Annotated in this window: 12 protein-coding genes and 3 pseudogenes; 8 read left to right on the top strand and 7 right to left on the bottom strand. The window is 59.8% G+C overall.

Annotated features, from left to right (window positions below; translation table 11 throughout):
* Nucleotides 1-16: 16 nt before the first annotated feature.
* The 3 genes and pseudogenes from AC0IXA_RS22260 to AC0IXA_RS22250 form a co-directional block, all read right to left on the bottom strand.
* Nucleotides 17-1,759, bottom strand: coding sequence for a potassium/proton antiporter (locus tag AC0IXA_RS22260; RefSeq protein ID WP_024011302.1), 1,743 nt, complete (start codon nucleotides 1,757-1,759; stop codon nucleotides 17-19).
* A gap of 294 nt (nucleotides 1,760-2,053) precedes the next feature.
* Nucleotides 2,054-2,653, bottom strand: a pseudogene (locus AC0IXA_RS22255) (methyl-accepting chemotaxis protein); the annotation flags it as partial.
* Nucleotides 2,654-2,956: 303 nt separating this feature from the next.
* Nucleotides 2,957-3,613, bottom strand: a pseudogene (locus AC0IXA_RS22250) (MCP four helix bundle domain-containing protein); the annotation flags it as partial.
* Nucleotides 3,614-3,956: 343 nt separating this feature from the next.
* Between AC0IXA_RS22250 and AC0IXA_RS22245 the strand changes: the two are divergent.
* The gene (locus AC0IXA_RS22245) at nucleotides 3,957-4,187 is read left to right on the top strand and encodes a hypothetical protein (protein ID WP_341638440.1); all 231 of its coding nucleotides are present in this window, start codon (nucleotides 3,957-3,959) and stop codon (nucleotides 4,185-4,187) included.
* Nucleotides 4,184-4,486: a cell division protein ZapA gene (locus tag AC0IXA_RS22240; protein ID WP_056787426.1), complete on the top strand. Its 303-nt coding sequence runs from the start codon at nucleotides 4,184-4,186 to the stop codon at nucleotides 4,484-4,486. The genes AC0IXA_RS22245 and AC0IXA_RS22240 overlap by 4 nt, the downstream gene beginning before the upstream one ends.
* A 57-nt stretch (nucleotides 4,487-4,543) precedes the next feature.
* On the opposite strand, the gene AC0IXA_RS22235 is transcribed toward AC0IXA_RS22240, so the two are convergent.
* A complete protein-coding gene (locus AC0IXA_RS22235) occupies nucleotides 4,544-4,915 on the bottom strand; it encodes a hypothetical protein (RefSeq protein ID WP_341638441.1) in 372 nt (123 codons plus the stop codon).
* Between the two features lie 252 nt (nucleotides 4,916-5,167).
* Between AC0IXA_RS22235 and AC0IXA_RS22230 the strand changes: the two are divergent.
* Both AC0IXA_RS22230 and AC0IXA_RS22225 read left to right on the top strand, forming a co-directional pair.
* Nucleotides 5,168-6,238 (top strand): annotated as a pseudogene (locus AC0IXA_RS22230) (HAMP domain-containing protein); the annotation flags it as partial.
* A gap of 21 nt (nucleotides 6,239-6,259) precedes the next feature.
* Complete coding sequence (locus AC0IXA_RS22225; protein WP_460154572.1) at nucleotides 6,260-7,105, top strand: methyl-accepting chemotaxis protein; 846 nt, start codon at nucleotides 6,260-6,262, stop codon at nucleotides 7,103-7,105.
* Between the two features lie 91 nt (nucleotides 7,106-7,196).
* Here AC0IXA_RS22225 and AC0IXA_RS22220 read toward each other — a convergent pair whose 3' ends face one another.
* A complete protein-coding gene (locus tag AC0IXA_RS22220) occupies nucleotides 7,197-8,999 on the bottom strand; it encodes an acyl-CoA dehydrogenase (RefSeq protein WP_471814510.1) in 1,803 nt (600 codons plus the stop codon).
* Between the two features lie 165 nt (nucleotides 9,000-9,164).
* Nucleotides 9,165-13,118 carry a trifunctional transcriptional regulator/proline dehydrogenase/L-glutamate gamma-semialdehyde dehydrogenase gene (gene putA / locus AC0IXA_RS22215; protein WP_122508532.1) on the bottom strand — a complete coding sequence of 1,318 codons (3,954 nt, stop codon included), beginning with the start codon at nucleotides 13,116-13,118 and terminating at the stop codon, nucleotides 9,165-9,167.
* Between the two features lie 458 nt (nucleotides 13,119-13,576).
* Here putA and putP point away from each other — a divergent pair, with 458 nt between their 5' ends.
* The 4 genes from putP to AC0IXA_RS22195 all read left to right on the top strand — a co-directional run bounded on the left by putP (nucleotide 13,577) and on the right by AC0IXA_RS22195 (nucleotide 18,783).
* Nucleotides 13,577-15,061: a sodium/proline symporter PutP gene (putP, locus tag AC0IXA_RS22210; protein WP_016772011.1), complete on the top strand. Its 1,485-nt coding sequence runs from the start codon at nucleotides 13,577-13,579 to the stop codon at nucleotides 15,059-15,061.
* A gap of 351 nt (nucleotides 15,062-15,412) precedes the next feature.
* Complete coding sequence (locus AC0IXA_RS22205; RefSeq protein WP_122601445.1) at nucleotides 15,413-17,428, top strand: type VI secretion system Vgr family protein; 2,016 nt, start codon at nucleotides 15,413-15,415, stop codon at nucleotides 17,426-17,428.
* Nucleotides 17,418-18,131: a DUF4123 domain-containing protein gene (locus AC0IXA_RS22200; RefSeq protein WP_122601446.1), complete on the top strand. Its 714-nt coding sequence runs from the start codon at nucleotides 17,418-17,420 to the stop codon at nucleotides 18,129-18,131. The genes AC0IXA_RS22205 and AC0IXA_RS22200 overlap by 11 nt, the downstream gene beginning before the upstream one ends.
* Before the next feature lie 331 nt (nucleotides 18,132-18,462).
* Nucleotides 18,463-18,783, top strand: a complete 321-nt coding sequence (locus AC0IXA_RS22195) for a hypothetical protein (RefSeq protein WP_110644861.1) — start codon at nucleotides 18,463-18,465, stop codon at nucleotides 18,781-18,783.
* A gap of 84 nt (nucleotides 18,784-18,867) precedes the next feature.
* On the opposite strand, the gene AC0IXA_RS22190 is transcribed toward AC0IXA_RS22195, so the two are convergent.
* Complete coding sequence (locus tag AC0IXA_RS22190; RefSeq protein WP_122508536.1) at nucleotides 18,868-19,278, bottom strand: hypothetical protein; 411 nt, start codon at nucleotides 19,276-19,278, stop codon at nucleotides 18,868-18,870.
* Nucleotides 19,279-19,578 lie beyond the last annotated feature (300 nt).

Below are 19,578 nucleotides of genomic sequence, written 5' to 3'. Positions count from 1 at the left end.
TGAGAGTGGGAGCAGTTTAGAGGAAGAGTCCGGGGCCCGGGCGACTTCCTTCGGGGAATCTGACGCCCACTTTGCCGATCTTGTTCCCGTCCATGACCGCCACCGTCCAGTGGGTGTTGTTCCACTCCACCTGGTCGCCGACGATGGGAGCACCCCCGACTTTTTGCGCGATGAACGCGCCCAGAGTCATGTCCGGATCGATGCCTTCGGCCGGCAAGCCATACAGCGCTGCAACCGCTTTAAGCTGGGCGTCTCCTTCGAGCACGAAGTCGCCGAAGAAACGCAGATCGAGGCCGCGTTGCGGTGCCTGGCTGAACAGTTTGCCGAGGGCCGGCAAGTTGTGTTCATGGCCAATAACACACAGCAAATCATCGACTTCCAGCACCGTACTACCCGACGGATGGAGCAGTTGCTGGCCACGAAACAGCGCCGCGATGCGTGTGCCCTCGGGCATTTTCAGCTCACGCAGGGGCGAACCGATGCACCATTTCTCCGCGCCGAGCTTGTAAACGAACAGTTCCCACTCGCTGGTGACGTGCACTTCCAGTGCCGCTCGGGATATCGGCGCTGGCTCTGGCGGAACGGTCACCTTGAGCAATTTGGCCACCCACGGCAGGCTCGTGCCCTGCACCAGCAGCGAGACCAACACGATGAAGAACGCCAGATTGAAGTAGAGCTGCGCTTGCGGCAGGCCGGCCATCAGCGGGAACACCGCAAGAATGATCGGCACCGCGCCGCGCAGGCCGACCCAGGAAATAAAGGCTTTTTCGCGACCGTGGAAAGCCTTGAACGGTAGCAGGCCGACCATCACCGACAGCGGCCGCGCGAACAGAATCATCCACAGCGCCAGACCTAGGGCGGGCAGGGCGATCGGCAGCAGATCGTGGGGCGTGACCAGCAGGCCCAGCACCAGGAACATGCCGATCTGCGCCAGCCAGGCCATGCCGTCGAGCATATGCAGAATGCCGTGGCGGCTGCGCACCGGGCGGTTGCCGATCACCAGACCGCACAGATAGACAGCAAGGAAGCCGCTGCCATGCAAGGCGTTGGTCAGCGCGAACACCACCAGACCGCCAGCAATGATCAGGATCGGATAGAGCCCGGCGGCGAGATTGATGCGATTGACCAGTTGCAGCATCACCCAACCGCCGCCCAGACCGATCACGCCACCGATGCCGAACTCGCGGATCAGGTGGGTCAGCAGGCTCCAGTGCAGGCCGGTTTCGCCGCTGGCGAGCATGTCGATCAGGGTGACGGTGAGAAACACCGCCATCGGGTCGTTGCTGCCGGATTCGATTTCCAGACTGGCGCTGACCCGTTCGTTGAGGCCTTTACCGCCGAGCAGCGAGAACACCGCAGCGGCGTCGGTCGAGCCGACGATGGCGCCGATCAGCAGGCCCTGAATCAGATTGAGGTCGAACAGCCACGCAGCGGCCATGCCGGTCAGCCCGGTGGTAATCAACACCCCGACCGTGGCCAGCGACAGCGCCGGCCACAAGGCCACGCGGAAACTCGACACCCGCGTACGCAAGCCGCCGTCGAGCAGGATCACTGCCAGGGCGAGGTTGCCGACCAGATAGGCCGTCGGGTAGTTATCGAAAATGATCCCGCCACCATCGACTCCGGCCGCCATGCCGACCGCGAGAATGATGACCAGAATCGGAATGCCGAGACGTGAAGAAAGCGAGCTGACAAGAATGCTTGCGCCTACCAGCAACGCGCCGATCAAGAACAGGCTGTTGATGGTCGTCGCATTCAAAGGCAGTACTCCAGAAGCGTAAAGACGAGGCACAAACTGACCATGCAGTCTGCGTGCCAGCGATTCTAACCTGTTGAAATGTGATGCTGTCAAAAAGCTTTTTTGCAGAATCGCCTTGCACATGCGGCGAATGATGACTGTGGCGAGGGGATTCATCCCCGTTCGGCGGCGCAGCCGTCGTAAAACCGCTGTACGCGGATCCTTAAAGGGAACCGCATACGCTGCTTTTGGGGCGGCTTCGCCACCCAACAGGGATAAATCCCCTCACCACAGGGGAAGCTCAAGCGAGGTGTGTTACAGGCTGAACCGCCCAACCATGTTGTTCAGATCCAGCGCCAGGCGCGACAGCTCATTGCTCGCTGCGCTGGTCTGATTGGCGCCGGTCGCCGACTGGACCGACAGATCGCGGATGTTGACCAGATTGCGATCGACTTCCCGCGCCACCTGCGCCTGCTCTTCGGCTGCGCTGGCGATGACCAGGTTGCGCTCGTTGATTTCGACGATGGCGCTGTTGATCGTGTCCAGCGACATCCCGGCGCCACGGGCGATATTCAAGGTCGATTCGGCGCGCTCGGTGCTGTTGCGCATCGAATCCACGGCGTGTTCGGTGCCGCTCTGGATGCTGCCGATCATGCGTTCGATTTCGCTGGTCGACTGCTGGGTGCGATGGGCCAGTGCGCGCACTTCGTCCGCCACCACGGCAAAACCACGACCGGCCTCACCGGCACGGGCCGCTTCGATTGCTGCGTTCAATGCCAGCAGGTTGGTCTGATCGGCGAGGCCACGAATCACGTCGAGCACCTTGCCGATATCGCGGGATTCATTGGCCAGGTCGCCGATCAGCGACGCGGTGCTCTGCACATCGGCGCTCATGCGTTCGATGGCGCTGACGGTTTCCTGCACCAGATCACGACCGTCGCCCGCCGAAGTGGTGGCGTTTTTCGAGGCTTCCGAAGTGCTGACCGCGTTGCGCGCGACTTCTTCGACGGCACTGGTCATCTCATTGACCGCAGTGGCGGCCTGCTCGATTTCGTTGTTCTGCTGGGTCAGGCCGCGAGCACTCTCGTCGGTGACGCTGTTCAGCTCTTCCGCAGCAGACGCAAGCTGTGTGGCCGAACCGGAGATGCGCTGCAGGGTGTCGCGCAGCTTCGATTGCATCTTCGCCATCGCCGCCAGCAGGCGCCCGGCTTCATCTTCGCCATCGACATGGATCGGCTGGGTTAGGTTGCCTTCGGCGATGGTTTCCGCCGCCTCGAGTGCCTTGGAAATCGGCTTGGTAATGCTCACGGTCAGCAACCAGGCGAACAGCAGGGTCAGGCCGCTGGCGATCACCAGCAGGGTCACCACCAGATTGAACGACAGCGAGTACTGATCCTTCGCGCCCTGGTCGGTTGCGGCGATCTGCTGGGTGTTGATATCCAGCAAGCGCGCCAGCGCGGTATTCACCGCTTCCGAATTGCTCAGCAAATCGCTGTTGAGCATCTGCCGCAACTCGTCGATCTGATTGTTGCGCGACAGGGTTTTCATACGCTCTTCGAGCTGACGGTACTGCGCCAGCAATTGCACGTACTGATCGTACGCCGCACGTTCCTGCGGGCCTTCGATCAGTGGCTCGTATGCGCGTTGCGCATCGGCGATCTGGCGGTTGCGCATGTCGAACAGTTCGATGGTTTTCTGCTGCACGTCGGGTTCGCGATTGATCAGCAAACGGTAAGAGAGCACGCGCAGGCGCAGGGTCAGTTGAGTGAATTCGTCCAGAGCCTTGATCGACGGCACGCTGGCGGTGGCGATGTCTTCGCCGGCCGCGCGGATCTTGCTCATCTGGTTCAGCGCAAACACGCCGAGGATCAACATCAGGCCGCCGATCAGGGCGAAGCCGGTGAACGCCCGTGGGGCGATATTCATATTGCGAAGGGACATGGGCGGATACCGAAAAGGGCCGCATCCATGCGGGCTGAGACTGCTGTATGGGTGACTTATCGGTCATACGACTAAAGTCTTGAGGTGGTGTGCGTATTTGTCGCAGACAGGCTTGAGCGACGAAGTGCAGGAACCAGATCGACCAATCACAGTCTTTTAAACTCGCGAGAACGCTTGCCCGCCAGGAAAATCAAGGCCTTGCGCCGGTTTAACCCTGGCATCCGTGGTGACTTTTCTTTATCGTACGCGCCCTTTGAAAAACGCTTGGAAGATCAAAATGTTGGAAGCATCCCTCAGCCAATTGGAACAGCTCGTCAGCGACCTCGTGCAACAGAACCAGACTCTGCTGCAGACCAACCAGACTCTGTCCACGGAACTGGCCCATGCCAAGGATGAAAACGAAAGCCTGCAACTGAACCTGATGGAGCAGGAAGAAAAACACGGCGCCACCGCCGCGCGCATTCAGGCGCTGGTTGATCGCGTCAATGCCGGTCCTGTGAGCGCATGAACCACGGCACAGCAGGGGTAAAAGTCATCTCCATTCTTGGCGAGGACTATTCGATCAAGGCACCGGCCGGGGAAGAACAGACCCTGCTGGACGCGGCGATGATGCTCAAGGCAGCGCTGGAAGACACCAAGCGCAAATACCCGACGCTGATCGGTGACCGTTTGCTGGTGCTGGCGGCGATGAATCTGTGCTCGCAGCAGATCGAAATGAAGAAGCAGCACCAGGAAGAACTCGACCGTTATCAAGAGCAAGTCAGCGCCACGGTCGACACCATTGCCAAGACGATCAGTCAGGGTTGACTCGCTTTTCGCAGCGCCTCGGTACATTGAGGCGCTGAACATGCTGAGGTCTTGTTGCTATGAGGCTTGGAGTATTGGCTGCCAGTAGACTTTTGTTGTCCATTCTCCATCGGATTGCTTGATGAACTCTGAGTGGGAAACTCTATAGGTGGTATTTTCGATCGTCACTTCATCACCCTTGGAAAGCAGGTGGATATATTCTGCCGACGCAATTGGCTGAGCTGTGCTGTACGTCGTGCCTGCGAGGGTGGTGATCGTAATTTTGTAATGGGTTACCGGGAAAACCATGACCTCGGTGAAGTGCCTGCGAATAATCATCGATTGAGAAGTCGAGCTCCCTACAAAGTCGCCAATGAGCGCCGATTTAACAAACGTATCGTTGTCAGCCATTGCCTGAACAAAATTCTCTCGTGGACCGGTGTCAGTCATGTTCTTTCTCCTGCTATAGACGGCTTGGATCTGGGACGCGGATGCTTGTCACAGACGTGAAACCGTGAATCTAAGCCACCCGATGCAAGTTGTAACCTGTCAGATTTGACAGTGAATCCCTCGATATAACGGCCTGCTTCTTGCTAGGAAGGATACGGCTGTACCGAAGGTTGTGTTTTATTCTGATGCTCTTTGTATACAATCGGCACGGCTGTTGCAGTGGTTCAGGCTCTTATTCTTCGGGGGTGCTCCATGCAGTGGTGGCGACGCAGTATTCAATGGCAGTTGATTCTCGGCATGGGCGCGGCCCTGCTGATCAGCATCGTGATTGTGGTTGGCATTTATACCCTGGTGGTCAACCGCCTCGCCCAGAGCTATCTGGTCGAACAAGCGCTGCCGTCGAGTATCGAAGCGACACGCAACGATATCGAACGCATCCTCGTACAACCGCTCACCGCCGCCAAGGACATCGCCAGCAACAGCATGGTGCGTGACTGGTTGGCGACAGGCGAGGACAGCAGCAAAACTGCGCTCTTCGCGCAGTATCTGGAAGGCATCCGTGCTGAACACAAAGCTTTCACCGCGCTGATCATCGGCACCGAATCCAACCACTACATCACCGAAAAAGGCCTGGATCGAACCCTCAGTCGCGCGAAACCGGCCGATGCCTGGTTCTATTCCTTTCTCGACAGCAATCAGCCGCGCACCCTCAATATCGACAACGATGGCGCCACTGGCGAGCTGGCCTTGTTCATCGATCTGAAGGTCGAGCAGGCCGGTAAAGTTGTCGGTGTCGCCGGGCTCGGGCTGAGCATGAAGGAGCTATCGGAGCTGATCCACAACTTCAGTTTCGGCGAGCGCGGCAAGGTCTATCTCGTGCGTTCCGACGGTCTGATTCAGGTCCATCCTGAGGCGCAGTTCAGCGGCAAACGCACCTTGACCGAGCAGATTGGTGCCAATGCGGCACAAGCGCTGATGGGGCACAAGGATGCGGTCAACAGCAGCTTCCAGCGCGAGGGTGAAGACTTCCTCGCCTTCAGCCTGCCGCTGCGCGATCTCGGCTGGACGCTGGTGGCCGAAGTGCCGCAGTCGCAGATCTACGCCGAAGCACGGAAAGCGATGTGGATGAGTGGCGGCATCGGTCTGCTGGTGGCGCTGGTCTGCCTGGCGTTGGTGGTGTGGCTGGCCCAGGGGCTGGTGCGACCGATTCGACAAGTAACACGGGCGCTGGTGGCCATCGGTAGCGGTGGTGGAGATTTGACTCACCGGTTAGATTCCAGCCGTGCCGATGAGCTGGGCGACCTGGCGCGGGGCTTCAACCGTTTCCTCGACAGCCAGCGCGCAATGATCGGTGAAGTGCTGACCACCAGCGAGCGCCTGCGCACGGCCGTAGGGCAAGTGGCTACGGTGGTGGACAACACCGCCGAGCGCTCCGGCCGGCAGCAGGAAATGACCGACATGGTTGCCACCGCCGTCCACGAAATGGGTCTGACCGTGCAGGAAATTGCGCAGAACGCTGGCAACGCCGCGCTTGCCTCGCAAACCGCGCGCGATGAGGCGTTGCAGGCACGGGAAGTGGTTGGTGGCTCGATCCGTCATATCGAAAGCATGTCCGATGAGATCGGCTTAGCGGCGGGCGCAGTGGGTGAGCTGGCGCAGCAAGTGGCGTCGATCGATTCGGTGCTGGCGGTGATTCGTGGCGTTTCCGAACAGACCAATTTGCTGGCACTCAACGCCGCCATCGAAGCCGCCCGCGCTGGCGACATGGGCCGTGGCTTCGCCGTGGTCGCCGATGAAGTGCGCACGCTTGCGCGCCGAACCCAGGCCTCGACCAATGAGATCCAGCTGATGATCGGCAGCCTCAAGCAAGGCGCGGAGAACGCCGTGTCTTCGATGCGCACCGGCCAGGCCGCGACGGGTACCGGGGTTGAATCGAGCCAGCGCACCGGTGCGTCGCTGACGGCGATTACCGGTCAGGTTGAGCGCATCAGCGACATGAACCATCAGGTAGCGACGGCGACCGAAGAACAGTCGGCGGTGACCGAAGAGATCAACCGCAACGTGCAGGGGATTTCCGATCTGGCACGGGCGACGGCGGGGGAGGTCAGGGCTTGTCGCGAAGACTGCCAGATGTTGCAGAAGCTGGCGGATGATCTGGCGCGGCAGATGGGTGGGTTCAAGTTGAGCTAAAGGATCAAGATCAAAAGATCGCAGCCTTCGGCAGCTCCAACATTGGAATGCGGTTTCTGTAGGAGCTGCCGAAGGCTGCGATCTTTTGCTTTTAGAACCACGCGTCCTGCATCCCCAGACACGTATCATCCCGCGCCTCCAGCAAGTCCAGCTCATGCTGGCAACCCGGCACTTCCCATGTCAGGAAATACCGCGCCGCCTGCAACTTGCCCTTATAGAAATCGACGTCCGCCGTATTCCCTTTGGCCAGGCCTTCCTCGGCGCGAATCGCCTGCTCCAGCCAGCGCCAGCCGATGACTGCGTGGCCGAACACTTTCAGGTACAGCGCCGAGTTCGCCAGGCTGCTGTTGACCTTGCCTTGGGCCAGATCCGTGAGCAGGCCGATGGTCACGGTTTGCAAGCGGGCCACGAGTTTTTCCAGCGGTTCGCGCAGGGTGGTCAACGAATCGTATGCAGTGGCACGTTCGGCCGTGTTGGCGATCAATCGAATCAGCTGCTTGAGACCGGCGCCACCGTTCTGCGCCAGTTTGCGCCCGAGCAAATCCAGAGACTGGATGCCGTGGGTGCCTTCGTGGATCGGGTTCAAGCGGTTGTCGCGGTAGTACTGCTCCACCGGGTACTCACGGGTGTAGCCGTGGCCGCCAAGAATCTGGATCGCCAGTTCGTTGGCTTTGAGGCAGAACTCCGAAGGCCAGGATTTGACGATGGGCGTCAGCAGGTCCAGCAGCTCATGAGCCTGTTTGCGTTCGGCTTCGGTTTCCAGAGTGGTGGTGTCATCGAACAACCGCGCGGCGTACAGGCCGAGGTCAAACGCACCTTCGACGTAGGATTTCTGCGTCAGCAGCATGCGTCTGACGTCCGCGTGCTGAATGATCGCCACCGGCGCAGTGGTCGGATCCTTGCTGTCCGGCACCCGGCCCTGCGGCCGCTCACGCGCATATTCCAGCGAATACAGGTAACCGGCATAACCCAGCATCACCGCGCCCATGCCGACGCCGATTCGCGCTTCGTTCATCATCTGGAACATGTAGCTCAAACCATGGTGCGGTTTGCCCACCAGATAGCCGACGCACTCGCCGTTATCGCCGAAGTTCAGCGCCGTCGATGTGGTCCCGCGCCAGCCCATCTTGTGGAACAAGCCGGCGAGCAGCACGTCGTTGCGCTGGCCCAGGCTGCCGTCGTCGTTGACCAGAAACTTCGGCACGATAAACAGCGAAATACCTTTCACCCCCGGCGGGGCGTCGGGCAGTTTGGCCAGAACCATGTGCACGATGTTTTCCGACAGCGGATGGTCGCCGCCGGAAATGAAGATCTTGTTGCCCTTGAGGCGATAGGTGCCATCGGACGCAGGCTCGGCGCGGGTGCGAATGTCCGACAGCGATGAACCGGCATGCGGCTCGGTCAGGGCCATGGTGCCGAAGAAACGCCCGTCGATCATCGGTTGCAGGAAGCGCTGTTTCTGCTCTTCGCTGCCGAAGCTCTCGATCAGGTTGGCCGCGCCCATGGTCAGGAACGGGTACGAGGTCGACGCTGCGTTGGCGGACTGAAAGTGCGCGAAGCAGGCTTGCGACAGCAGGGTCGGTAATTGCATGCCGCCCGCTTCAAAACTGCGTGCGGCGTTAAGAAATCCGGCTTCGAGAAAGGCATCCACCGCCGGTTTCACTTCGGGAATCAGAATGGCTTGGCCGTCTTCAAAGCGCGGCTCGTTTTCATCACCCTTACGGTTGTGCGGGGCGAAAAACTTTTCGGCGATATTGCGCGCGGTGCCGATGGCGGCGTCGAAGGTCTCGCGATTGTGCTCGGCAAAGCGCTCGCGCCGGGTCAGACCCTCGGCATCGAGGACTTCGTACAGCTCGAAAGCCAGATTGCGGGAACTGAGCAGCGTCTCGGACATGGCGGCCTACCTTAAAGAAAGTATGCCGCAGTCTAGGTAGGCCCATAAAAATGGGGAAGGAAGATAGATAAGGGTGATGGGGCGGCACAAGCCACAAGCTTCAAGCTGCAAGTAAGAGCAGTTTGCTTTTACTTGCAGCTTGTCGCTCGAAGCTTGTAGCTGCTTTTATCCGATCGTCATCAAGCTGGCATTACCCCCCGCCGCAGCGGTGTTGACGCTCAATGCCCGTTCGATCACCAGGCGCTCCAGGCCAATGTTGGTCTCGCCCTGGGACAGGCCCTGCACGCCAACGATCGCGCCGCCACGCTGGGCGATCTGCTGGCAGACGCCGCGCAACTGGTCGGAGTGACCGTGATGCAGTACGGCATCGAACACCACTTCGTCCTTGTTCCAGTCGGCAACGCGCTTGATCCGCGCCTGCACTTCCTTCGGCAGACGGGCGAACAAGGCCTTGCTCAGCTCGGTTTCCGGCCACACCGCCGAACCGCCCACCGCCAGCACCGCCGCCAGTTGCGTCAGCAGATCACCTTCAACTTCCGCCAGGCACAGCACGTGCTCGCGCGGCAGGATCGCGTAGCTGTTTTTCTCGCCGGTCGGGCCAGCCAGCACGCGGGTGATGCCGCTCTGCGATTGCGCTGCGTATTGCACGCACAGAGTGCTCAGGTCGGCGAACTTGTTGTTGTCGGCCCAGGCTTTCAACGCGTTCAACGATTGGCTCATGGCATCGCGCAAGCGCACGTCCGGGGCGACGATGGCATCACCACGGGCGAAGGATTGTTCGATGGCGTCGGCAGGGCGTGTCGACAACAGGCGGTACAGATACAGCGGGCCACCGGCTTTCGGGCCAGTACCCGACAGGCCTTCGCCGCCGAACGGCTGCACGCCGACCACGGCACCGACGATGTTGCGGTTGACGTAGACGTTACCGGCGTTGACGTTGTCGATCACCTTGGCGATGGTCTCGTCGATGCGCGTGTGCACGCCCAGCGTCAGGCCATAACCGGAGGCGTTGATCTGGCCGATGAGTTGATCCAGCTCTTTGCGCTTGTAGCGCACCACGTGCAGTACCGGGCCGAAGATTTCGCGTTGCAGTTCGTCGAAGCTTTCCAGCTCGATCAGGGTCGGCATGACGAAGGTGCCGCGCTTGACCTCTTCGCTGTCGGCAATCGCCACCTGGTAAACATTGCGACCTTTGTCGCGCATGCCCTGGATGTGCTTGTCGATGCCGGCCTTGGCTTCGGCGTCGATCACCGGGCCGATGTCCACGGACAGACGCTCGGGGTTGCCGAGACGGCTTTCGGCCATGGCACCTTTGAGCATTTCGATGACGCGATCGGCGGAATCTTCCTGCAGGCACAGCACGCGCAATGCCGAGCAGCGCTGACCGGCACTGTCGAAGGCCGACGACACTACGTCGATCACCACTTGTTCAGTCAGTGCCGAGGAATCGACGATCATCGCGTTCTGTCCACCGGTTTCGGCGATCAGCGGAATCGGACGGCCCTGGCTGTCGAGACGGCCAGCGATGTTGCGTTGCAGCAAGCGCGCGACTTCGGTGGAACCCGTGAACATCACGCCTTTGACGCGCTCATCGCCAACCAGACCGGCGCCGACGGTTTCACCGCGCCCCGGCAGCAGTTGCAGCACGCCTTCCGGGATGCCGGCTTCGAGCATCAGGCGCACGGCCTGAGCGGCGACCAGCGGAGTCTGCTCGGCCGGTTTGGCCAGTACCGGGTTACCGGCAGCCAATGCCGCAGCGACCTGGCCGCTGAAGATTGCCAGCGGGAAGTTCCACGGGCTGATGCACACCACCGGACCGAGTGGGCGGTGGGCGTCATTGCTGAAATCGTTGCGCGCCTGCACTGCGTAGTAACGCAGGAAATCGACGGCTTCGCGGACTTCGGCGATGGCGTTGGCGTAGGTCTTGCCGGCTTCGCGAGCCAGCAGGCCCATCAGCGGCTGGATCTCGCCTTCCATCAGGTCAGCGGCACGTTCCAAGATCGCCGCACGTTCGGCCGGCGGCGTGGCCTGCCAGATCGGCGCGGCGTTCAGCGCGCATTGAATGGCGTTGTCGACGTCTTCGACCGTAGCTTCTTGAACGTGACCGACCACATCGCGGTGATCGGACGGGTTCAGCACCGCGACCGGCGTTTCGTTGCTGGAGGCGCAACCGAGCATCGGCGCGGCTTTCCAGTCGTTGTGCGCGGTGGCGAGCAGGGCGCAGGACAGCGAGGCCAGACGATGTTCGTTAGCCATGTCGATGCCGCTGGAGTTGGCGCGCTCGGCACCGTACAGATCACGCGGCAGCGGAATGCGCGGGTGCGGCAGGCCAAAACCGCCTTCGACGGTGGCCATCTGCTCGATCTGTGCCACCGGATCGGCCACCAGTTCCTGGATCGAAATCGACTGGTCGGCGATGCGGTTGACGAACGAAGTGTTCGCGCCGTTTTCCAGCAAGCGACGTACGAGGTAAGCCAGCAGGGTTTCGTGAGTGCCGACCGGTGCGTACACACGGCACGGACGGTTCAGCTTGCCTTCGGCAACCTTGCCTACAACTTGTTCGTAGAGCGGTTCACCCATGCCGTGCAGGCACTGGAACTCGTACTGGCCCGGGTAATAGTTCTGACCGGCGATGTGGTAGATCGCCGACAGGGTGTGGGCGTTGTGCGTAGCGAATTGCGGGTAGATGACTTCCGGTACCGACAGCAGTTTGCGTGCGCACGCAATGTAGGAAACGTCGGTGTAAACCTTGCGGGTGTAGACCGGATAGCCTTCCAGACCTTCGACTTGGGCGCGCTTGATTTCGCTGTCCCAGTACGCGCCTTTTACCAGACGGATCATCAGGCGATGACGGCTGCGGCGGGCCAGATCGATCACGTAGTCGATCACGTACGGGCAACGCTTCTGGTAAGCCTGGATGACGAAACCGATGCCGTTCCAGCCGGTCAGTTGCGGCTCGAAGCACAGACGTTCGAGCAGATCCAGCGACAGCTCGAGGCGGTCGGCTTCTTCGGCGTCGATGTTCAGGCCGATGTCGTATTGCTTGGCCAGCAGGGTCAGCGACAGCAGGCGCGGGTACAGCTCGTCCATCACCCGCTCGTACTGCGCACGGCTGTAACGCGGGTGCAGTGCCGAGAGCTTGATGGAAATGCCCGGGCCTTCATAAATTCCGCGGCCGTGGGATGCTTTGCCGATCGAATGGATCGCTTGTTCGTACGAGGCCAGGTATTTTTGCGCGTCGACTTCGGTGAGTGCCGCTTCACCGAGCATGTCGTAGGAGTAACGGAAGCCCTTGGCTTCGAACTTGCTCGCATTGGCCAGTGCTTCGGCGATGGTTTCGCCGGTCACGAACTGCTCGCCCATCAGGCGCATGGCCATGTCGACGCCCTTGCGGATCATCGGTTCGCCGCTCTTGCCGATGATGCGGCTCAGCGACGAGGTCAGGCCGGCTTCGTTGTGGGTGGAAACCAGTTTGCCAGTCAGCAGCAGGCCCCAGGTCGCAGCGTTGACGAACAGCGAAGGGCTGTTGCCCAGGTGCGGATGCCAGTTGCCGGTGCTGATCTTGTCGCGGATCAGCGCATCGCGGGTGCCTTTGTCCGGGATGCGCAGCAACGCTTCGGCCAGGCACATCAGCGCCACGCCTTCCTGGGACGACAGGGAGAACTCCTGCAGCAGGCCCTGAACAATGCCCGCACGACCGCCGGCACTTTTCTGGTTACGCAGTTTTTCGGCGATGGTCGCCGCGAGCTTGTTGGTGGCTTCGGCCATCGGTGCTGGCAGGCGCGCCTGCTCGATCAGCATCGGCACCACTTCCGGCTCAGGGCGGCGGTAGGCGGCGGTGATCGAAGCACGCAGAACCGATTGCGGCAGAATGCTTTCAGCGAATTCGAGGAAGCATTGGTGAGCGTGATCGGTCTGCACTTCGCCCGCGTCATCGGCGTCTTTGGCGGTCAAACCGTTCAACTCGGTCAGGGTTGCACCACCCTCGAGTTTTTCCAGGTAATTGAAAATTGCCTGCTTGATCAGCCAGTGCGGCGTGCGATCAATCGAGGTTGCGGCAGCCTTCAGGCGCTCGCGGGTCGGGTCATCGAGTTTGACCCCAAGGGTGGTGGTAGCCATATTTTTATCCTCATGGTTGCCACAGTTGCGTGGCATCAGCTGGCCGCAAGATTAGCCGTGCGTTGAATGAGGTGCAACCGGGTGCAACCCTTTTTTTGCCGGAATAATACGCAGCTCGTCAGGAAATAATTTCTGGTACGAAAGTGCTGCTCCTGCTTGGTGCTTTTGCTTCTAGCAAAGAGCCATGACTGCGACAAAAGGGAGCAAAAACGGGGTGATCGTCGATTAATCCGACTGGGTGCAACTAATTCTCGCGAAACTGGTTGCACCTTATTTGCTTTGTTGCATAGCATTCGCCGCCAAGGTGCAACCGGGAATAACCCGGTGCACCGGCTGATGGCTTTCCTGGGGAAACATCAGTCTTAAATGCGCGGGATCCCGGATCGTCTGCCAAACGTCGTCGTTTGCGAGCGGTTCACCACCGCCGCTACATAAAAACAAAGCCAGGGCGTAACTCAATGAGCGTAAGCAATCCAACCCTGATCACATTCGTGATCTACATCGCAGCAATGGTGCTGATCGGCTTGATGGCCTATCGCTCCACCAACAACCTTTCCGACTATATTCTCGGTGGTCGCAGCCTCGGCAGCGTAGTCACCGCGCTGTCTGCCGGTGCCTCCGACATGAGCGGCTGGTTGCTGATGGGCCTGCCGGGCGCCATCTACATGTCCGGTCTGTCCGAAAGCTGGATCGCCATCGGCCTGATCGTCGGTGCCTACCTGAACTGGCTGTTTGTCGCCGGCCGTCTGCGTGTGCAGACCGAGCACAACGGCGATGCCCTGACTCTGCCGGATTACTTTTCCAGCCGTTTCGAAGATAAAAGCGGCTTGCTGCGGATCATCTCGGCGATCGTGATTCTGGTGTTCTTTACCATCTACTGCGCTTCCGGCATCGTCGCTGGTGCCCGTCTGTTCGAAAGCACGTTCGGCATGACCTACGAAACGGCGCTGTGGGCCGGTGCGGCGGCTACGATTGCCTACACCTTCATCGGCGGTTTCCTCGCGGTGAGCTGGACCGACACCGTCCAAGCCACGCTGATGATCTTCGCGCTGATCCTTACGCCGATCATCGTCCTGCTGGCCACTGGCGGCGTTGACACCACGTTCCTCGCCATCGAAGCGCAAGATCCGAGCAACTTCGACATGCTCAAAGGCACCACCTTCATCGGCATCATCTCGCTGATGGGCTGGGGTCTGGGCTACTTCGGCCAGCCGCACATCCTTGCGCGTTTCATGGCGGCGGATTCGGTGAAGTCGATCGCCAAGGCGCGTCGCATTTCCATGGCCTGGATGATCCTGTGCCTGGGCGGCACCGTTGCGGTGGGCTTCTTCGGTATCGCCTATTTCTCGGCGCACCCGGAAGTCGCCGGTCCTGTGACCGAGAACCCGGAGCGCGTGTTCATCGAACTGGCGAAAATCCTCTTCAACCCATGGGTTGCCGGTGTACTGCTGTCGGCCATTCTGGCGGCGGTGATGAGCACCCTGAGCTGCCAGTTGCTGGTGTGCTCGAGCGCCCTGACCGAAGACTTCTATAAAGCCTTCCTGCGCAAGTCCGCTTCGCAACTGGAGCTGGTCTGGGTCGGTCGTGCCATGGTGCTGCTGGTAGCCCTGATTGCTATCGCGCTGGCTGCCAACCCGGAAAACCGCGTACTGGGCCTGGTGTCCTACGCCTGGGCCGGTTTCGGTGCTGCATTCGGTCCGGTGGTGCTGATTTCGGTGGTCTGGAAAGACATGACCCGCAACGGCGCACTGGCCGGTATTCTGGTCGGCGCGATCACCGTGGTGGTCTGGAAGCATTTCGAACTGCTGGGTCTGTACGAAATCATTCCGGGCTTCATCTTCGCCAGCCTGGCCATCTACTTTGTCAGCAAGGCGGGTGAGCCGACTCGCGGCATGGTTGAGCGTTTCGAGGCAGCGGAAAAAGACTTCCATCTGAACAAGTGATGGACTGAGCTTCGGCTCACCTGAAAACGGCCCGTTTCCTACAGGAAGCGGGCCGTTTTTTTGTTGCCTGTGATTTCTCGAATCCTGTGGAAATCCATTGTGGGAGCGAGCCTGCTCGCGAATGCGATTGATCATTCAATGAATGTGTCGACTGACATGCCGCTTTCGCGAGCAGGCTCGCTCCCACAGGGTGGGTGGCAGGTTTGATTGAATTGTCTGTAGTCGAACGGCCGAATTAACAAGGTCCTTTCAGCAATCCACGTAGGGCAAATCTGAATTTCCCGTCACCTGCTCAGCACCCCTTGCCCCTCATGCAGAATCGCCCGCCCTCACACTGCAGAGAGACATCGGATGTTCGCGCCTGCCAATCAACCGCGTTTCACGTTGACACTCGAAGGCGCCCGGCATGACCTCAAAGTCCTTGAGTTCACGGGCAGGGAAGCCATCAGCCAACCCTTTCGCTTCGAGCTGGAACTGGTCAGCGAGCGGCCGGATCTGGATCTGGAAAGCCTGCTGCATGGTCAGGCGTTTCTGAGTTTCGATGCTCAGGGTTGCGGTATTCATGGTCAGATTTATCAGGTCGGGCAGGGCGATTCCGGGAAACGTCTGACACGCTATCACCTCAGTCTTGTCCCGCGTCTGACGTATCTGGGGCATCGCATCAACCAGCGGATTTTTCAGCATCAGAGCGTGCCGCAGATCATCACGCAGATCCTCAAGGATCATTCGATCCTGCGCGATGCCTTTGAATTTCGCCTGGGCAGCGAATACCCGGAGCGCGAGTACTGCGTGCAATACGCCGAAAGCGATCTGGCCTTTATCCAGCGCCTGTGTGCCGAAGTCGGCATTCATTACCACTTTCACCACAGCCCCGAAGGCCATCTGCTGGTATTCGGCGACGACCAGACCGTGTTCCCCAAGCTGCCCGAGCCGACGCTGTATTTGCCGGGCAGCGGCATGTCGGCGGGGGCGCCGGCGATTCAACGTTTCAATGTGCGCGTGGAAACCCGCACCAGCGTCGTCACTCGGCGCGACTACAACTTCGAAAAACCACGGCTGTCTCTGGAAAGTCGCAGTGACGGCGAGCAGCGTCCGGTGCTGGAGGACTATCTCTTCCCCGGCCAATTCAGTGATCGTGAAACCGGCAAACAGCTGACTCGGCGAGCGCTGGAACGGCACGTCGCCGATTACCGTCAGGCCGAGGGTAGCAGCGACGAGTCTTCATTGGTCTGCGGCCATTTTCTGCAACTCACCGAGCATCCGCGCAGCGACTGGAATGATCTGTGGTTGCTCACCTGTGTCGAGCATCGCGGCCGTCAGCCGCAGGTGCTGGAGGAATCGGTGACCAGCGATGGCGAATCCTTTCAGGGCTACCGCAATACTTTCGTCGCCACGCCGTGGGACGTGGTCTTTCGTCCGGCACTGTGCCCGGAAAAACCGCGCATGTCGGGCTACCAACCTGCCGTGGTCACCGGCCCGAAAGACCTGGAAATCCATTGCGATGAATATGGCCGGGTCAAAGTGCAACTGGCCTGGGACCGCGATGGCGAATTGAACGAGCACTCCAGTTGCTGGCTGCGCGTCGCGACCGGTTGGGCTCACGATCACTACGGCAGCGTGTTGATTCCGCGCGTCGGCATGGAAGTGCTGGTCGGCTTCATTGATGGCGATGCCGACAAGCCGCTGGTCATGGGTTGCCTGCCGAATGCGGCGACCCCGGTGCCGCTGGATCTGCCGGCAGACAAGACCCGAAGCGTGTTCCGCAGCCAGAGCAGTCCCGGCGGTGGCGGTTATAACGAACTGCGCATCGAGGACAAAAAGGGCGCCGAGGAAATCTACCTGCGTGCCCAGCGCAACTGGACCCAGCATGTGCTCAACGACCAGCAGTTGCAGGTCGATAATCAGCGCAGTGTGGTGGTCGCCGGCACCGCCCGCCATGAACTCAAAGCCGACGAGCAACGCATCACCCACGGCCAGCGCCAGACCGAAGTCAGGCAGGATGATCATTTGTCCGTGCTCGGCAACCGACAGGTTCGGGTAAACAGCCAGGCCACCAGCGCCTCGGCGCAGATCCATATCAGCGCAGGCCAGCAAGTGGTCATTGATGGCGGCGCGAGCGCGACGATTCAGGCCGGCGGACAGTGGATCAACATCGGCCCCGGCGGAATTTTCAGCAGCGTGCCGATTGTTGTGGGTGGCTCACCAATGGCGGCAACGAGTGCGGCACCGGTGGTGCCGGGCTTGCCAGAGAAACTGGTCGCTGCGCCGGCGGCGATTCTCACCGCCGCACAGATCATGAGTCTCAAAGGTGATGCGCCTTTCTGCGAGGAGTGTGAGCGGTGCAAGGACGGTGTCTGTGCAGCCTGAACAATTGACGCCCGAAGATTGGCTGGCGCGGCAGCCGCTGCACGCGTCGGAGCAATTGATCGCAATTTTCAGCCGCGCCAGCGATGCCGATGCTTTCAAAGCCTGGCAGGGCACGGCGAATCCGGTCTGGGCCGAGACCATTTATGCCGAGTGGGACGCGGTGATGCCCTTTGTGGGAATTGTCGCTGCAGACAGTGAGTTTTTACGCTGGGTGATGGAAACCGACTCGCGGGACTGGGGGTGGCTGGCGGTGTCTTCGGCGGATCTTGACGTGCTGGTCGAACATTTCCGCAGCCTGACTCAAGTGCTGATGCCGGACGGTAAAGCGGTGTTTTTCCGCTTTTGGGATGGTCGGTTTCTGCTGCCTCTTTTGCAGTCTGACGAGGTCATTCCCGCGCAATTGCTGCCAGTCGTTTCACGAGCCTTGATCAATGGCCAGGCCATTGAAATCGGGGGCCGTGCGCTGGTTTCGGGGCGGGTCTTTCCGTGGTGGAGCGTGCCGCAATCGCTGTTGGCGCAGACTGATGCAAGCGTACGCATCGCCAATGCTTTGCAATGGCTGAGCGAGGAGCAACCGGCCGTGTTCGAGGCGTTTCCCGAGGCTGTTTTGCGCTGCAAGGTTGGGCAGTTTTTCAAATTATCGATGTCGGAAGATTCGTCACGATCGGCGCTTCTGGAGTTTTTGCTGGCAGAGGCAGAGTGAAATTTCGGGGCAAGCACTTCGGACGTTTCCTTCGAATCGCGGCGGTTTTCATGAACTGGTGCGTGGTGAGTTGCAGGGATAGTCTTTTCGTTGTCACTGCGAGAGCGGTGGCAGGGTGAAGGATCCCCGCATTCATGACGTTACAGTTCGTTGGCTTTTTGCGGCACTTGGTTCAAGTCCGTAAGATCGTTCGCGGCGGCTGTGCGTGGGGCACGCTTCGGCGTGGCCGAGGTCCATGATTGCTCGGTTCCTACTCCTGCGCACAGCTGCCACCCTAACCCGTAGGAAGGTGTGATGGCGGCTCACGTTTATCAATCATGGGACCCGGAAAATGACCAATATGCATACTGATCCACCCTACGAAAAAATCACGCCTCACCCCGACAACCGCTTCATGGCCCTCACCGGCAATTGCAGCGACATGCCCAGCCTGTTCGTCGACACCCACGTGCCCCTCGACATCCTCATGGACGCCGCCAACCACCGCATCCGCGCCGTGGTCCAGGTCCTGGAAAACATGTGCATGCGCGGCTCGATCGAATGCGACTCCGTGATCCTCAGCGACTTTGCCCTGCTGTGCGCGATTCCATTGCGGGATGGCTGTGATGTGCTGGACGTCATCGGCAAGCGCCTGCGCAGCTTGCCCGCCTGAAGATCAAAAGATCGCAGCCTTCGGCAGAGTGAGCGCCTATCCCGTGTGAGCTGCCGAAGGCTGCGATCTTTTGAAATCAGAGTGTCAGTCAGAGATATACGCATCTTGAGTTTTGATAAAGCGGTTGAACGCTTCGGAGTTGTAGATCTTCAGGCACGCAAGTAGCACTACTTTCTCATTTGAGTGTTTGCTGCGTGAAGATGTCTGCTCGTAAGCCGCCAACACGTAGCTCAGTGTTTCTTTATAGGGGTCGTGCAGCACTTGCAGCGTGTCTTCGTTTTGCAGGATGGAATGCAGGCCGTTGCCCATGAACGAATAGGCATCGGCGGACACTGCAATGTCTGTTCTCAGGGCTGATTGCTCATTGAATGGCGCCAGGACGCAATGGCTCAGGCCATAGTTCTTGAGTGCCTGACGTGCTTGTTCAATATGGATTTCGCCGAGGGCGAGGCATGGGTTTAGCAGGCTGAGCAGGAAAATGATCAGATAGCGCATGAGTTTTTGACGTCCTGTCCTTCAAGTTTTAGCCAGTTTAACGCCATGAAAGCAAAGCCCCTCACCCTAACCCTCTCCCAGAGGGAGAGGGGACTGACCGAGTTGTCTGGGTGATGTACGCCGACCTGCGACTTCAGTGGTGAACTCGCTTGGCCAAGCCTGGATGGTGGTGTTCTTTCTGGGGACTGATCGTCTCACGACTTGCGACTTGCGCGCTTATCTACGCTTGGCCAAGCCTGAGATCACGTCGATCATTCAGGTCGATGTAACTCGCAAGATCACTACCGTCAGTCCCCTCTC

This window comes from Pseudomonas sp. AC083 (genome assembly GCF_979253165.1).
Note: the sequence above shows the minus strand (reverse complement) of the source record. Positions and strands in the feature narration are given on the sequence as shown.

Bases quoted from the DNA above. Each gene is read 5' to 3' on its own strand.
- AC0IXA_RS22225 (WP_460154572.1), top strand. From the start codon at position 6,260: ATGATCGGTGAAGTGCTGACCACCAGCGAGCGCCTGCGCACGGCCGTA.
- AC0IXA_RS22245 (WP_341638440.1), top strand. From the start codon at position 3,957: ATGTTGGAAGCATCCCTCAGCCAATTGGAACAGCTCGTCAGCGACCTC.
- AC0IXA_RS22235 (WP_341638441.1), bottom strand. From the start codon at position 4,915: ATGACTGACACCGGTCCACGAGAGAATTTTGTTCAGGCAATGGCTGAC.
- AC0IXA_RS22220 (WP_471814510.1), bottom strand. From the start codon at position 8,999: ATGTCCGAGACGCTGCTCAGTTCCCGCAATCTGGCTTTCGAGCTGTAC.
- putA (WP_122508532.1), bottom strand. From the start codon at position 13,118: ATGGCTACCACCACCCTTGGGGTCAAACTCGATGACCCGACCCGCGAG.
- AC0IXA_RS22240 (WP_056787426.1), top strand. From the start codon at position 4,184: ATGAACCACGGCACAGCAGGGGTAAAAGTCATCTCCATTCTTGGCGAG.
- AC0IXA_RS22190 (WP_122508536.1), bottom strand. From the start codon at position 19,278: ATGCGCTATCTGATCATTTTCCTGCTCAGCCTGCTAAACCCATGCCTC.
- AC0IXA_RS22205 (WP_122601445.1), top strand. From the start codon at position 15,413: ATGTTCGCGCCTGCCAATCAACCGCGTTTCACGTTGACACTCGAAGGC.
- AC0IXA_RS22195 (WP_110644861.1), top strand. From the start codon at position 18,463: ATGACCAATATGCATACTGATCCACCCTACGAAAAAATCACGCCTCAC.
- putP (WP_016772011.1), top strand. From the start codon at position 13,577: ATGAGCGTAAGCAATCCAACCCTGATCACATTCGTGATCTACATCGCA.